The organism is Serratia plymuthica, from assembly GCF_018336935.1.
GTDB classification, from domain to species: domain Bacteria; phylum Pseudomonadota; class Gammaproteobacteria; order Enterobacterales; family Enterobacteriaceae; genus Serratia; species Serratia plymuthica_B.
On record NZ_CP068771.1, the window covers coordinates 3,790,059 to 3,805,073 of the forward strand.

Below are 15,015 nucleotides of genomic sequence, written 5' to 3' on the forward strand. Positions count from 1 at the left end.
GGCAGTTATTATGAAAAACGTTGGTTTCATCGGTTGGCGCGGAATGGTCGGCTCCGTACTCATGCAACGCATGACGGAAGAGCGCGATTTCGACGCCATTCGCCCGGTCTTTTTCTCCACTTCGCAGCACGGTTCTGCGGCGCCGGCATTCGGCGGCCAGCAGGGCACGCTGCAAGATGCTTACGATGTTGACGCGCTGAGCGCGCTCGACATCATTATTACCTGCCAGGGCGGCGATTATACCAATGAAATCTACCCTAAGCTGCGTGAAAGCGGCTGGCAGGGGTACTGGATTGACGCAGCATCTTCTCTGCGCATGGGGGATGACGCGATTATCATCCTGGATCCGGTCAACCATGCGGTGATTCAGCAGGGCCTGGATAAAGGCATCAAGACCTTTGTTGGCGGTAACTGCACCGTCAGCCTGATGCTGATGTCGCTCGGCGGCCTGTTTGCCAACGATCTGGTTGAGTGGGCTTCGGTATCCACCTATCAGGCGGCTTCCGGCGGCGGCGCGCGCCACATGCGCGAACTGCTGACCCAAATGGGCATGCTGCATGCCGACGTGGCGAAAGAGCTGCAGGACCCGGCTTCGGCCATTTTGGATATCGAACGTAAAGTTACCGCGGCCACCCGCAGCGGTAAACTGCCGACCGATAACTTCGGCGTGCCGCTGGCCGGCAGCCTGATCCCGTGGATCGACAAACAGCTCGATAACGGCCAGAGCCGCGAAGAGTGGAAAGGCCAGGCGGAAACCAACAAGATTCTGAACACTTCCAGCGTGATCCCGGTTGACGGTCTGTGCGTGCGTGTCGGCGCACTGCGCTGCCATAGCCAGGCGTTCACCCTGAAGCTGAAAAAAGACGTTTCGCTGCCGGAAATCGAACAGATGCTGGCGACCCACAATGACTGGGTGCGGGTGATCCCGAACGACCGCGAGCTGACCATGCGTGAGTTGACGCCGGCTGCGGTAACCGGGACGCTGAACACGCCGGTCGGTCGCTTGCGCAAGCTGAATATGGGGCCGGAATACCTGTCCGCGTTCACCGTGGGTGACCAACTGCTGTGGGGCGCGGCAGAGCCGCTGCGCCGTATGCTGCGTATCCTGCTGTAAACCTGAACTGAACTTCCCGGGGGCTGGCCTCTTTCAGCCCCCCAAAGCCTTATTTTCCGCTTTTACCCCGTTTTGGCGCGCTATGGACGAAGTCGCTGCCAGGGGAAAGGCGCGCACCGATAACCGTCCTTCCTCCCGGCAAGCACTAGCGCAACGGCGCTGCGGGCTGGCAGTTTTCTTAATGAATGATTTTCCATGCTAATACGGCACTGCTTTTGACAGACATTGGCTATGCTTAAAGCGTTGGCGACTGAATTTTCACCAACGCTGAAAAGACGACTAAAAATAAGCATAAAGAGCGGAAATTCAGGTCGGCAAGCTGAAGATTGATCAATAACCGACCGCAATCACGCTTTAGATACCGAATGAATTGCATGATAACCAAAACGGCTATGGATTAATCATTTACCCAATGGATGTCAACTCGCGGCCTGCAAGGCGGCGGTCTGGACGGTGATGGGTAGACGCAGCCTCTTATAAATCATGCTCTTAATCTAAGGAAGAAGTCTATGCCTGTACTTCCCGATCGTGACGTGATTGATCAGCTTTTCTCCGGCAATTTTGCCGATCCCTTTTCTCTGCTGGGTATGCATGCGGTCGATAATGGCCTGCAAGTGCGTGCGCTGTTGCCTGACGCCAGCGAAGTCTGGTTGCTGGAGCAGCAAACCGGCAAGCGGGTGGTACAACTGGCCTGCGACGATGCCCGTGGCTTTTTCAGCGCTACCGTTCCGCGCCGGAAAACCCCGTTTCGTTATCAACTGGAGGTCCGCTGGCAAGATCACCAGCAGATCGTCGACGATCCCTACCGTTTTGGCACCTTGTTGCAGGATATCGACGGCTGGCTGCTGGCGGAGGGTACCCATCTGCGGCCCTATGAGCGGCTGGGGGCGCATCTCGCTACGCTTGACGGGGTAGAAGGCGTCAGCTTTGCCGTCTGGGCGCCCAATGCCCAGCGCGTTTCGGTGGTGGGAGAGTTCAACTTCTGGGACGGTCGCCGCCATCCAATGCGCCTGCGCCGTGAAAACGGTATCTGGGAGCTGTTCCTGCCAGGGGTGAAAGCCGGTCAGCTGTACAAATACGAAATCATCGACTGCTATGGCAACACCCAACTGAAGGCCGACCCTTACGCTTTTGAAGCGCAGATGCGGCCGGATACGGCATCTCTGGTGACGCCGCTGCCGGAGGTGGTGGCAAGTACCCCGGAACGCCAACGTGCCAACGATTTTGATCGGCCGATCTCCATCTACGAAGTGCATCTGGGGTCGTGGCGACGTCATACCGACAACAACTTCTGGCTTAGCTACGGCGAGCTGGCGGAGCAATTAATCAATTACGTCAAAGATATGGGGTTCACCCATATTGAACTGCTGCCGATTAACGAGCACCCCTTCGACGGCAGTTGGGGTTATCAGCCGCTGGGGCTCTACGCCCCGACCCGGCGTTTCGGCACGCCCGCCGATTTCAAAGCCTTTGTGGCGGCGGCGCACCGGGCCGGCATCAATGTGATCCTGGACTGGGTGCCGGGGCATTTCCCCAGCGACGCCTACGGTTTGGCGAATTTCGACGGCACTGCGCTGTATGAATACGCCGACCCGCGCGAGGGCTTCCACCAGGACTGGAACACCCTGATTTACAACTATGGCCGCAATGAGGTGCGCAACTATCTGGCGGGCAATGCCCTTTACTGGATGGAACGTTACGGCATCGACGCTCTGCGCGTCGATGCCGTGGCCTCGATGATCTACCGTGATTACAGCCGCGCCGAAGGCGAGTGGGTGCCGAATTATTACGGCGGCAACGAGAACCTGGAAGCCATCGCCTTCCTGCGCTACACCAACCAGACCGTCGGCAAGGAGCGGCCCGGCGCGGTGACGCTGGCGGAGGAATCCACCGATTACCCGGGGGTCACGCTACCGCCGGACGCCAATGGGTTGGGGTTCCACTACAAATGGAACCTGGGCTGGATGCACGACACGCTCAATTACATGCAGTGCGATCCGGTCCACCGCAAATATCATCACAATCAGATGACCTTCGGCATGCTGTACGCCTACACCGAGAATTTCGTGTTGCCGATTTCTCATGACGAAGTGGTACACGGCAAAAAATCGATTCTCGATCGCATGCCCGGCGACGCCTGGCAGAAGTTCGCCAACCTGCGGGCTTATTACGGTTTTATGTGGGCGCACCCCGGCAAAAAACTGCTGTTCATGGGCTGTGAGTTTGCTCAGGGGCGCGAATGGAATTTCGATACCAGCCTCGACTGGCATCTGCTGGAAGGTCTGGACGGTTGGCATCACGGCGTGCAGCGGCTGGTGCGCGATCTCAACCACTGCTATCAGCAGCAGGCGCCGTTGTATGAGCGTGACTACCGCCCGGACGGTTTCGAATGGCTGGTGGTGGATGACCACGACAACTCGGTGTTTGCCTTTGCCCGTTACGATTCACAGGGCAACGAGCTGATCGCCGTCAGCAACTTTACCCCGGTGCCGCGCCACCACTACCGCATCGGTATCTCCCGCCCCGGCGAGTATCGGGAAATCCTTAATACCGACTCGCACCATTATCACGGCAGCAATACCGGCAACCAGGGGCGCGTGGTGTCGGAACCGATCGGCAACCACGGCCGCGAGCATTCGATTAGCGTGACCGTACCGCCGCTGGCGACGATCTACCTGCTGCGGGAGGCGCAATGACTGAGCTGACGCCCGGCATCGCCGCGCCGCTCGGGGCGCATTATGACGGTAACGGCATCAACTTTACCCTGTATTCCGCCCACGCCACCGGCGTGGAGCTGTGCCTGTTCGACGGGCAACAGCGCGAGGTGCGTCTGCCGCTGCCGGCGCGCAGCGGTGATATCTGGCACGGCTATCTGCCGGGCGGCAAACTGGGCCAGCGCTACGGTTACCGGGTGCACGGCCCGTTTGATCCCGCGCAAGGGCTGCGGTTTAACCCCAACAAGCTGCTGCTGGATCCCGCCGCCCGTGCGGTCGAGGGGCCGGTGGCGGACGATCTGGAGCTGCATGGCGGCTACGACCGACCGGACCCGCAAGACAGCGCAGAGGTGATGCCGAAGTGCGTGGTCATCGACGAAGCCTACGATTGGCAGGGGGATCGCCCGCCGGCCACACCGTGGGGCAAAACGGTGATTTACGAAGCGCACGTGCGCGGCCTCACTTTGCTGCACCCGGATATCCCGCCGGTGCTGCGCGGCAGTTTCGCAGCACTCGGCCATCCGGTGATGATTGCCCATTTCAAGCGCCTCGGCATCACGGCGCTGGAACTGCTGCCGGTACAGCAGCATAGCTCGGAGCCGCGTCTGCAGCGTCTCGGGCTGATTAACTACTGGGGATATAACGTGCTGGCGCCTTATGCGCCGGATAACCGTTATTGCAGCCTGCGCACCGACATGACGCCGCTGCGCGAATTCCGCGATGCGGTGAAGGCGCTGCATAAGGCCGGGATCGAGGTGATCCTCGATGTGGTGTTCAATCACAGCGCCGAGCTGGATATGGACGGGCCGACACTGTCGCTGCGCGGCATCGATAACCCGGAGTATTACTGGCTGACTCCTGGCGGGGGATACGTGAACGACACCGGCTGCGGCAACACGCTGCGGTTGGATAAACCGCAGGGCGTGGCCTGGGTGATGGAGTGCCTGCGTTTCTGGGTGAGCGAATGCCATGTCGACGGCTTTCGCTTCGATCTGGGCAGCGTGCTGGGCCGCACCCCGGCGTTCGATCGCGATGCGCCGCTGTTCCAGGCGATGCTGGCGGACGATCTGCTGTCGCGCTGCAAGCTGATCGCCGAGCCGTGGGACATTGGCCCCGGCGGTTATCAGGTGGGCGCTTTTCCGGGGCGCTTTGCCGAGTGGAATGATCATTACCGGGATGATATGCGCCGCTTTTGGCTGCAGGGCGATTTGCCGCTTGGCCAGTTTGCCAGACGCTTTGCCGGCTCCAGCGATTTGTTCAACCAACGCGGGCGTGCGCCGTACGCCAGCATCAACATGCTGACCGCTCATGACGGGTTTACCCTGCAGGATCTGGTCAGTTTTAACCGTAAGCACAACCAGCTTAACGGTGAAGGCAACCGTGACGGCAGCGACCATAATTTCAGCTATAACCACGGTGTCGAAGGCCCGATTGCCGACGACGCCATTGTGCAACGCCGCAGGGCCAGCCGACAGGCGCTGCTTGCCACGTTGTTGCTGTCCCAGGGGACGCCGATGCTGCTGGCCGGCGATGAGCATGGACACAGCCAGCAGGGGAACAACAATGCCTATTGCCAGGATAACGCCATCACCTGGCTTGACTGGGCCAAGGCGGATGATTCGTTCACCGTTTATACCGCAGCGCTGATCCACCTGCGCCGGCAGATCCCCGCCCTGCAGCAAGACCGCTGGTGGCAGGAGGGTGACGGCAACGTGCAGTGGCTGAACGCGCAAGGGCATCCGCCCGCGGCGCAGGAATGGGAGCAGGGAAACTTGCAATTGCAGATCCGCCTGTCGCAGCGCTGGCTGGTGGTGGTTAACGCCACGCCGCAGGCGGCGGAGATGACGTTGCCTGCGGGTGATTGGCAGGTTGTCGCCCCCTTTACTCAGGAAGGACCGCAGGCGGTTTTACCCGCCTGGAACCAGGCTGCGCACTCGATTTGCGTGCTGGTACAGAAATAATAAAAGGAGTCAGCTATGGTTAGGTTTGAAAATAAAGACCCCCTGATGTTGGCGCGCCAACTGCCGATTAAGTCCGTTGCTCTGATTCTGGCCGGCGGCCGCGGTTCGCGCTTGAAAGATTTAACCTCAACCCGCGCCAAACCTGCCGTCCATTTTGGCGGCAAGTTCCGCATCATTGATTTTGCCCTGTCGAACTGCCTGAACTCGGGTATCCGCCGCATCGGCGTGATCACCCAGTATCAGTCCCATACCCTGGTGCAGCATATTCAGCGTGGCTGGTCGTTCCTCAATGAAGAGATGAACGAATTCGTCGATCTGCTCCCGGCCCAGCAACGTCTCAGTACCGAGCACTGGTACAAGGGCACGGCGGACGCGGTGTACCAGAACCTGGATATTATCCGCCGCTACGATGCCGAGTACGTGGTGATCCTGGCGGGCGATCACATCTACAAGATGGATTACTCGCGCATGCTGATCGACCACGTCGAAAAGGGCGCGCAATGCACGGTGGCCTGCTTGCCGGTGCCGCGCGATGAGGCCAGCGAGTTCGGCGTGATGGAAGTCGATGAGAACGATCTGATCCTCGAGTTCCTGGAAAAACCGAGCAATCCGCCGCCCATGCCGGGTAACCCGGAAATGTCGCTGGCGAGCATGGGGATCTACATCTTTAACGCCGACTATCTGTTCCAACTGCTGGAAGAGGATATGTCGACCCCCGGCTCCACCCACGATTTCGGCAAGGATCTGATCCCGAAAATCACCGCTCAGAAAGCGGCGTGGGCGCACCCGTTCACGCTCTCTTGCGTCACCTCCAACCCCGATCTGCCGCCGTATTGGCGCGACGTGGGTACGCTGGAGGCCTACTGGCGCGCCAACCTCGATCTGGCCTCGGTGACGCCGGAGCTGGACATGTATGACCGCGCCTGGCCGATTCGTACCCATATGGAACCGCTGCCGCCGGCCAAGTTCGTGCAGGACCGCTCCGGCAGCCACGGCATGACCATGAATTCGCTGGTGTCCGGCGGTTGCATCGTCTCCGGTTCGGTGGTGGTGCATTCGGTGCTGTTCCCGCGGGTGCGGGTGAACTCGTTTTGCACCATCGACTCTACCGTATTGCTGCCGGACGTAAACGTCGGCCGCTCCTGCCGCCTGCGGCGCTGCATCATTGACCGCGCCTGCCATATTCCCGAGGGCATGGTGATTGGCGAAAACGCCGATGAGGACAGCAAACGCTTTTATCGCTCGGAAGGCGGCATTGTGCTGGTGACGCGCGAAATGCTGTCAAAGTTGTGAGTTAAGGTTGTCGGCGGAACGATGATACCGCCGCCATTGTGAATGGACTGATGGCTTGCAAAACGCGGAATTTACAACAGCGGCAAGCCTGCTTCTTTGCCGACTTCAGGAGTGATAATGCAGGTTTTACACGTATGTTCTGAAATGTTCCCTCTGCTGAAAACCGGGGGGCTCGCAGACGTGGTTGGCGCATTACCGGCGGCTCAAATTGCCGAGGGCGGCGACGTTCGGGTGCTATTGCCCGCTTTTCCTGACGTGCGTAATGGTATACCGGACTCCGTTCTGGTGGCGGAGATCGATTCGTTCGCCGGCCGGGTCGGCCTGCGCTACGGTACCTATCATGGCGTGGGCATCTACCTGATCGACGCCCCCTGGCTGTATGACCGGCCGGGCAGCCCCTATCACGACCAGTCGATGAATGCCTATGCCGACAACCATCGGCGTTTCGCCCTGCTGGGCTGGATTGCCTGTGAGTTGGCCAAGGGGCTGGACCGCTACTGGCGGCCGCAGGTGGTGCACGCCCATGACTGGCACGCCGGCCTGGCCTGCGCCTATCTGGCGGCCAACGGCCACCCGGCGCGTTCGATTTTCACCGTGCATAACCTGGCCTATCAGGGGCTGTTCTCCGCCCATCACGTGGCGGAACTGTGGCTGCCGCCCTCGTTTTACAACGTATACGGCCTGGAATTTTACGGCCAGATGTCGTTCCTGAAAGCCGGGCTGTATTACGCCGACCATATCACCGCCGTCAGTCCGACCTACGCGCGGGAAATCACCCGGCCGGAGTTTGGCTACGGCATGGAAGGGTTGCTGCAGGAACGCCAGCGGCAGGGGCGGCTGAGCGGCATTCTCAACGGCGTGGATGAGAAGATTTGGGATCCGTCCCACGATCCGCGCTTGACCGCTCGCTACGATGCCGAGGATCTGAAGAACAAGACCAAGAACAAGCTGCACCTGCAAAAAGCGATGGGCCTGAAGGTGGACGAGTCGCTGCCGGTGTTTGCGGTGGTGAGCCGCCTGACCAGCCAGAAAGGCCTGGATTTGGTCTTGGAAGCGCTGCCGGCGTTGCTGGAGCAGGGCGGCCAACTGGCGCTGTTAGGGGCCGGCGATGCGGTGTTGCAGCAGGCGTTTCTGGCGGCTGCCGCGGATTACCCGGAACAGGTTGGCGTACAGATTGGCTACCACGAGGCATTCTCGCACCGGATTATCGGCGGGGCAGATGTGATCATGGTGCCGAGCCGCTTCGAACCTTGCGGGCTGACCCAACTCTACGGCCTGAAATACGGCACGCTGCCGTTGGTACGCCGCACCGGCGGGCTGGCGGACACGGTGGTGGACTGCGCGCTGGAGAATCTGGCCGACGGCACCGCCAGCGGATTTGTATTTGATGATTGTGATGCCGCCGCGCTGGGCAACGCCATCCGGCGCGCCATGGTGCTGTGGAGCAGGCCAAAGCATTGGCGTCACGTACAGCGCCATGCCATGAGCGTGGATTTTGGCTGGCAGATAGCGGCCAAGGCTTATCTGTCGCTTTATCAACGGTTGTTATAGGCGTAATGCGGGTGTCTGGTTAGCGTGCATGGCAGCAAGCATCCGTAATTGTAGGTTGTAGGGGCGCAGCATGCTGTGCCTATATTCAGCGGGGCGCCGATATTCCGAAGAATATGACGCTCCCTTCAGGGGATAGAAAAGCTATGACTTCACCGATTAGTTACACCTCACCCACGGTCAGTGTTGAAGCGCTGAAACATTCCATCGCCTATAAGCTGATGTTTATTGTCGGCAAGGATCCGGCTATCGCCAACCAGCATGACTGGCTGAACGCCGTGCTGTTTGCGGTGCGTGACCGCATGGTGGAACGCTGGCTGCGCTCCAATCGCGCCCAGCTTTCCCAGGACGTGCGGCAGGTCTATTACCTGTCGATGGAGTTCCTGCTCGGGCGCACGCTCTCCAACGCGCTGTTGTCGATGGGGATTTACCAGGATATCGACGACGCGTTGAATGAAATGGGGCTGAGCCTCGGTGAATTGCTGGAAGAAGAAAACGACCCAGGGCTGGGCAACGGCGGCCTGGGGCGGCTGGCGGCCTGTTTCCTCGACTCGCTGGCGACGCTGGCGCTGCCGGGGCGCGGTTACGGTATCCGCTACGAATACGGCATGTTCAAGCAGAACATCGTTAACGGCCAGCAAATGGAGTCCCCGGACTACTGGCTGGAATACGGCAATCCGTGGGAGTTCCCGCGCCACAACACCCGTTATAAGGTGCGCTTCGGCGGGCGAATTCAGCAAGAAGGCGCCAAGGCGCGCTGGCTGGAAACCGAAGAGGTGGTCGCCATCGCTTACGATCAGGTGATCCCCGGTTTTGATACCGACGCCACCAACACGCTGCGGCTGTGGAGCGCTCAGGCCAGTAACGAAATCAACCTCGGTAAATTCAATCAGGGCGATTATTTCGCGGCGGTTGAGGATAAAAACCACTCGGAGAACGTATCGCGCGTGCTGTACCCGGACGACTCCACCTATTCCGGGCGCGAACTTCGGCTGCGGCAGGAGTATTTCCTGGTGTCGGCCACGGTGCAGGATATCCTCAACCGCCACTGGACGATGCATAAAACTTTCGACAATCTGGCGGACAAGATTGCCATTCACCTCAATGACACCCACCCGGTGTTGTCTATCCCCGAACTGATGCATCGCTTGATCGACGATCACAAATTCAGTTGGCTCGACGCCTGGGCCGTAGTGGAGCAGGTATTCTCCTACACCAACCACACGCTGATGAGCGAAGCGCTGGAAACCTGGCCGTTGGACATGATCGGCCGGATCCTGCCGCGTCACTTGCAGTTGATCTTCGAGATCAACGATCACTTCCTCAAGCATGTGCAGGAAGTGGTGCCGGGCGACAACGAGCTGCTGGCGCGGGTGTCGATCATTGACGAGACCAATGGCCGTCGGGTGCGCATGGCGTGGCTGGCGGTGGTGGCCAGCCATAAGGTCAACGGGGTTTCCGCATTGCATTCCGAGCTGATGGTGCAGTCGCTGTTTGCCGACTTTGCGCGCATTTTCCCCGATCGTTTCTGCAACAAAACCAACGGCGTCACGCCGCGCCGCTGGCTGGGGCTGGCCAACCGGCCGCTTTCCGCCGTGCTGGATGACAGCATCGGGCAGACCTGGCGCACCGATCTCAGCCAACTGAGCGAGATCAAAGCCAATATCGATTTCCCCAGCTTCCTGCAGGCGGTTCAGGCCGCCAAACGGCAGAACAAGGAGCGGTTGGCGAAGTACATCGCCAAAACCCTGAATGTGGTGGTCAACCCGGATGCGTTGTTCGATGTGCAGATCAAACGCATTCATGAATACAAACGGCAACTGCTCAACGTCCTGCACGTGATCACGCTATATAACCGCCTGTTGCAGGATCCGGAAACCGAACGCGTGCCGAGGGTGGTGATCTTCGCCGGCAAGGCGGCCTCGGCCTACTATGCGGCGAAGCAGATCATCCGGCTGATTAACGACGTGGCGAAGGTGATCAACAACGATCCGCGCGTGCACACTCAGTTGAAGGTGGTGTTTATCCCGAACTACAGCGTCAGTCTGGCGCAGATGATCATTCCGGCGGCGGATCTTTCCGAGCAGATCTCGCTGGCGGGCACCGAGGCGTCGGGCACCAGCAACATGAAATTTGCGCTTAACGGCGCGCTGACCATCGGCACGCTGGACGGCGCCAACGTAGAGATGCTGGAGCACGTGGGTGAAGAGAACATCTTTATCTTCGGCAATACCGCCGAGCAGGTGGAAGAGTTGCGTCGCAACGGTTACAACCCGCATCTGTACTACGAGCAGGATCCCGAACTGCATCAGGCGCTGACCCAGATCGCCACCGGCGTATTCAGCCCGGAGGAGCCAAAGCGCTACAGCAACCTGTTTGATTCGCTGGTGAATTTGGGCGATCACTACCAGCTGCTGGCCGATTACCGCAGCTATGTGGATACGCAAGATAAGGTGGATGAGGTGTACCGCAATCAGGATGACTGGACGCGGCGGGCGGTGCTGAACATCGCCAATATGGGCTACTTCTCTTCTGACCGTACCATTCAGGAATACGCGGACGAAATCTGGCACATCAAACCGATCAAGCTGTAATGCAAAAGGGCCGGATATCCGGCCCTTTTCACGTTCAATGGCTCAGGAAGCCAGAGAGAGCGTTTTCGCTTTCGTGTGTTGCGCCAGCCAGGCTTTCACCCGCGCCTGCTGTGCATCATTCAGCCACATACCCAGCTTGGTGCGGCGCCAGATGGCGTCTTCCAGCTCGACCACCCACTCTTTCTCTACCAGATAGCGCAGTTCGGCTTCATACAGACCGTGGCCAAACTCTTCGCCCAAATCGCCAAGGCCGTTGGCATTCGCCAGGATCAGCTCGCTGTGGCTGCCGTAGGTGCGGGCGTAGCGGCGCGCCAGGGATTCCGGCAACCAGCCGTGCTCGCGGCGCAGTTTGGCGGCGTAGCTGTCGCGATCGCCACCGATGTCGCCGCCGGGCAGCGAACCGTTTTTGGTCCACGCCGGGCCGCAGCCAGGGTAGTAGTGCGCCAGTTTTTCCATCGCATGCTCAGCCAGCTTGCGGTAGGTGGTCAGTTTACCGCCGAACACCGACAGCAGTGGCGCTTTGCCCTGTTCGTCATGCACGTCCAGCGTGTAGTCGCGAGTCACCGCCTGTGGCGAATCAGATTCGTCATCGCACAGCGGACGCACACCGGAGTAGGTCCAGACGATGTCGTCACGGCCCAACTGCTTCTTGAAGTGGTCGTTGTACACTTTCAGCAGGTAGTCGATCTCGTTGTCGTCGATTTTCACGTCTTTCGGATCGCCGTGGTATTCCACGTCGGTGGTGCCGATGATCGAGAATTCGTCATTCCACGGGATCACGAATACGATGCGGTGGTCTTCGTTTTGCAGAATATAGGACTGCGGCTGGTTGTGAGCGCGCGGCACCACGATGTGGCTGCCTTTGATCAGGCGGATGCCGTACGGGGATTTCAGCTTCAGGCCGTCGTCGAAGAAGTGTTTCACCCAAGGGCCGGTGGCGTTGACCAGGCCCTTGGCGCGCCAGGTAAAGGTTTTACCGCTGTCGACGTCAACCGCTTCCACCATCCACAGGCCGTTTTCACGCCATGCGCGGGTCACTTTGGTGCGGGTGCGCACTTCGCCGCCGCGTTTTTCCACTTCCTGCGCGTTCAGCACCACCAGGCGGGCATCGTCCACCCAGCAGTCGGAATATTCGAAACCGCGCTTCAATTCGGGTTTCAGTACCGATTCTGGTCCAAAGCGCAAACTCTTGCTGCCCGGCAGGCTGGTGCGCTTACCCAGGTGATCGTACAGGAACAGGCCGATGCGGATCATCCAGGCCGGGCGCAGATGCGGCTGGTGCGGCAGGCGGAAACGCATGGGGAACGCGATGTGCGGCGCCAGCTTCAGCAGCACTTCACGCTCGGCCAGCGCTTCGCTCACTAGGCGGAATTCGTAGTGTTCCAGGTAGCGCAGGCCGCCGTGGATCAGTTTGGAACTGGCGGAAGACGTAGCGCAGGCCAAGTCTTGCGCTTCCAGTAGCAGTACGGACAGCCCGCGCCCGGCAGCATCCGCCGCGATGCCGGCACCGTTGATGCCGCCACCGATAACGATCAAGTCTTTGGTTTCCACGTCAACTTCCTCCAGATGTTCGAAATAGCTCTTTCATGTTCGTTTTCGCTCATTATTGTAATCAAAAACCAACAAACAAGCCAAGACTTAACCAAACAAAAACATTTAGGCGTGATAGAGGTAACAGTTTGGTGATAGTAGTTATACAAAGAAAAGGGATATTTCAGGCAGGCAATGCCGGGCTCAGCAGGCTGAACCCGGGTAAAAACGGCAGGGATGGCGGCGCGGCAGGCTGCGCCCCTTGGATTAGACGAGAAGGGCGGGGATCAGCACAGCTCCAGCTGCACGTCGTACTGTTCGATGATTTTCATCACGCTCGGCGGCGGTAACTGGTCGGTAAACAGGTAGTCGATCAGGTTCATATTGCCGAGATTGACCATCGCATTGCGGCCGAATTTGGAATGGTCGGTCACCAGCATCACGCAGCGCGAGTTTTCGATAATTGCGCGTTTGGTGCGCACTTCATGGTAGTCGAATTCGAGCAGCGAGCCGTCCATGTCGATGCCGCTGATGCCGAGAATGCCGTAATCGAGCCGGAACTGGGAGATAAAGTCCAGCGTGGCCTCGCCCATGATGCCGCCGTCGCGGGTGCGCACTTCGCCGCCGGCCAGGATCAGGCGGAAATCTTCCTTGGCGGTCAGCAGGGTGGCGACGTTCAGGTTATTGGTCACCACGCGCAGGTTTTTATGGTTCATCAGCGCGTGAGCGACCGCTTCCGGTGTGGTGCCGATGTCGATAAACAGCGTGGCGCCGTCGGGGATCTGGCTGGCGACGCGCTGGGCGATACGCGCTTTCTCTTCCGACCACATCACTTTACGATCGTTGTAGGCGGCGTTGACCGAGCTGGAAGGCAACGCAGCACCGCCGTGGTGGCGCTGAATTTTGTTCTGATCGGCAAGGTCATTCAAATCACGGCGAATCGTTTGCGGGCTGACGTCAAAATGTTCGACCAGTTCTTCCGTACTGACATAACCCTGCAGACGCACCAGCTCGATAATTGCGTCATGACGCTGTGTTTGCTTCACGATAATCCCCTAAAACGCCCGGCTTGTACCTGGCTGTTATTGTTCGTTGTGCGCGCGATGACGCGTGTCCCAAAATGCCATCAATAACCCTAACACTAAACCGGCCACGTGTGCCGCGTTAGCGATCGACATTCCTAAAATATCGAAATACCCGGCCACCAACCACAGCACTGAAAATACCATCAGGCCGCGCGGCAGCATCAGGCCGCGTTCCGGCGCCCGTTCGCCGCTGAGCCAGCTGTAGCCCATCAGCGCATAGACCACGCCGGACAGGCCGCCGAACAACGCGCCGCTGAACAGCGACTGCGCCCAACCGCTGAAGAAGGCCGATACTACCGCCAGCACGAACAGCTTGCCGGTGCCGAGGCGTTTTTCCAGCGGGCCGCCGAGATACCACCACCACAGCAGGTTAAAGGTGATGTGCAGCAGCGAAAAGTGCAAAAACGCGTGGCTGACCCAGCGCCACAGCTGCGGGTATTGGCTGTTGTCCTGTGGCCAGGAGAGCCAGTACATCAGAGTATCATCGCCCATTACCTGCATCAGGATATACACTGCAATGCACAGCGCCATCACGCCCAGCGTCAGCGGCCCGGCCTTGCTGCGCAGGGTGTGCAGATAGGAGTAGCCTGGGTAGTGCAGATCGGCGCCGGTGTTGCCGGTTTCCCAACTGGCGGCCTGATAGCGGCGGTTGAGCGGATCGACCAGGAACTGCTGCAACTCGTGCTGTACCTGCTCCAGATGGCTGTCGTCAGCCAGCCAGATTTCCGCCGCCTCGCCGGTGTTGTGCACGCTGAGTTCAATGCCCTGCGTCGCCATATAGTCGACAAAGGCCTGAGCCAGGCGGGGGTTGGATACGGCGATTACTCGAACCATAGATATTCCGTTTCATATACCCGTCGCCTTTCAAGCCGCGGCGTTGTTGGCCGCATGTGCGCACCCCGGTCACTGCCCTGAGTGCGCTGCGGGGGATTGATACCCTTGTCGCCGCTTGAAATTCATAGGTAAAGATAAGTTGAACCGTCGGTTTGCCGCCGACGGCGTTGACGGCTGATTATACCGTTGAAATCTTGAACGCAGGCAAAGGATCTGCAAAAAACCAGTAAAAACACCCACTAACGGCCCCGTAGCGGCCAATGAATCCTGCGGTTTTCCCGCCATGGGCCGGCGAATATTGCAGCGATTTTTGTTTACTTCCGTTTAGCCCTGCAACATATG

At 59.2% G+C, this 15,015-nt stretch carries 9 protein-coding genes; 6 read left to right on the plus strand and 3 right to left on the minus strand.

Annotation, left to right across the window (positions count from 1 at the left end):
* Positions 1-10: 10 nt before the first annotated feature.
* The 6 genes from asd to glgP all read left to right on the plus strand — a co-directional run bounded on the left by asd (position 11) and on the right by glgP (position 11,224).
* Positions 11-1,114 (plus strand): aspartate-semialdehyde dehydrogenase, encoded by a 1,104-nt coding sequence (asd, locus tag JK621_RS17645; RefSeq protein ID WP_065506727.1) that lies wholly within the window; start codon positions 11-13, stop codon positions 1,112-1,114.
* Positions 1,115-1,623: 509 nt separating this feature from the next.
* Positions 1,624-3,810, plus strand: coding sequence for a 1,4-alpha-glucan branching enzyme (gene glgB / locus JK621_RS17650; RefSeq protein WP_212557024.1), 2,187 nt, complete (start codon positions 1,624-1,626; stop codon positions 3,808-3,810).
* Positions 3,807-5,789 (plus strand): glycogen debranching protein GlgX, encoded by a 1,983-nt coding sequence (gene glgX / locus JK621_RS17655; RefSeq protein ID WP_212557025.1) that lies wholly within the window; start codon positions 3,807-3,809, stop codon positions 5,787-5,789. Before glgB ends, glgX begins: the two co-directional genes overlap by 4 nt.
* 15 nt (positions 5,790-5,804) lie before the next feature.
* Positions 5,805-7,082: a glucose-1-phosphate adenylyltransferase gene (gene glgC / locus JK621_RS17660; RefSeq protein WP_004951423.1), complete on the plus strand. Its 1,278-nt coding sequence runs from the start codon at positions 5,805-5,807 to the stop codon at positions 7,080-7,082.
* Between the two features lie 117 nt (positions 7,083-7,199).
* Entirely contained in the window at positions 7,200-8,633 is a 1,434-nt protein-coding gene (gene glgA / locus JK621_RS17665) for a glycogen synthase GlgA (protein WP_212557026.1), read from the plus strand.
* Between the two features lie 143 nt (positions 8,634-8,776).
* Positions 8,777-11,224 carry a glycogen phosphorylase gene (glgP, locus tag JK621_RS17670; RefSeq protein ID WP_212557027.1) on the plus strand — a complete coding sequence of 816 codons (2,448 nt, stop codon included), beginning with the start codon at positions 8,777-8,779 and terminating at the stop codon, positions 11,222-11,224.
* A 42-nt stretch (positions 11,225-11,266) separates the two neighbouring features.
* On the opposite strand, the gene glpD is transcribed toward glgP, so the two are convergent.
* From glpD to glpG, 3 genes are all read right to left on the minus strand, one after another.
* On the minus strand, positions 11,267-12,775 hold the full coding sequence (gene glpD, locus JK621_RS17675; protein ID WP_212557028.1) for a glycerol-3-phosphate dehydrogenase: 1,509 nt from the start codon (positions 12,773-12,775) through the stop codon (positions 11,267-11,269).
* A gap of 266 nt (positions 12,776-13,041) precedes the next feature.
* Positions 13,042-13,800, minus strand: coding sequence for a DeoR/GlpR family transcriptional regulator (locus JK621_RS17680; protein ID WP_004930797.1), 759 nt, complete (start codon positions 13,798-13,800; stop codon positions 13,042-13,044).
* A gap of 36 nt (positions 13,801-13,836) precedes the next feature.
* Complete coding sequence (glpG, locus tag JK621_RS17685) at positions 13,837-14,673, minus strand: rhomboid family intramembrane serine protease GlpG (RefSeq protein ID WP_212557029.1); 837 nt, start codon at positions 14,671-14,673, stop codon at positions 13,837-13,839.
* Between the last annotated feature and the right edge of the window lie 342 nt (positions 14,674-15,015).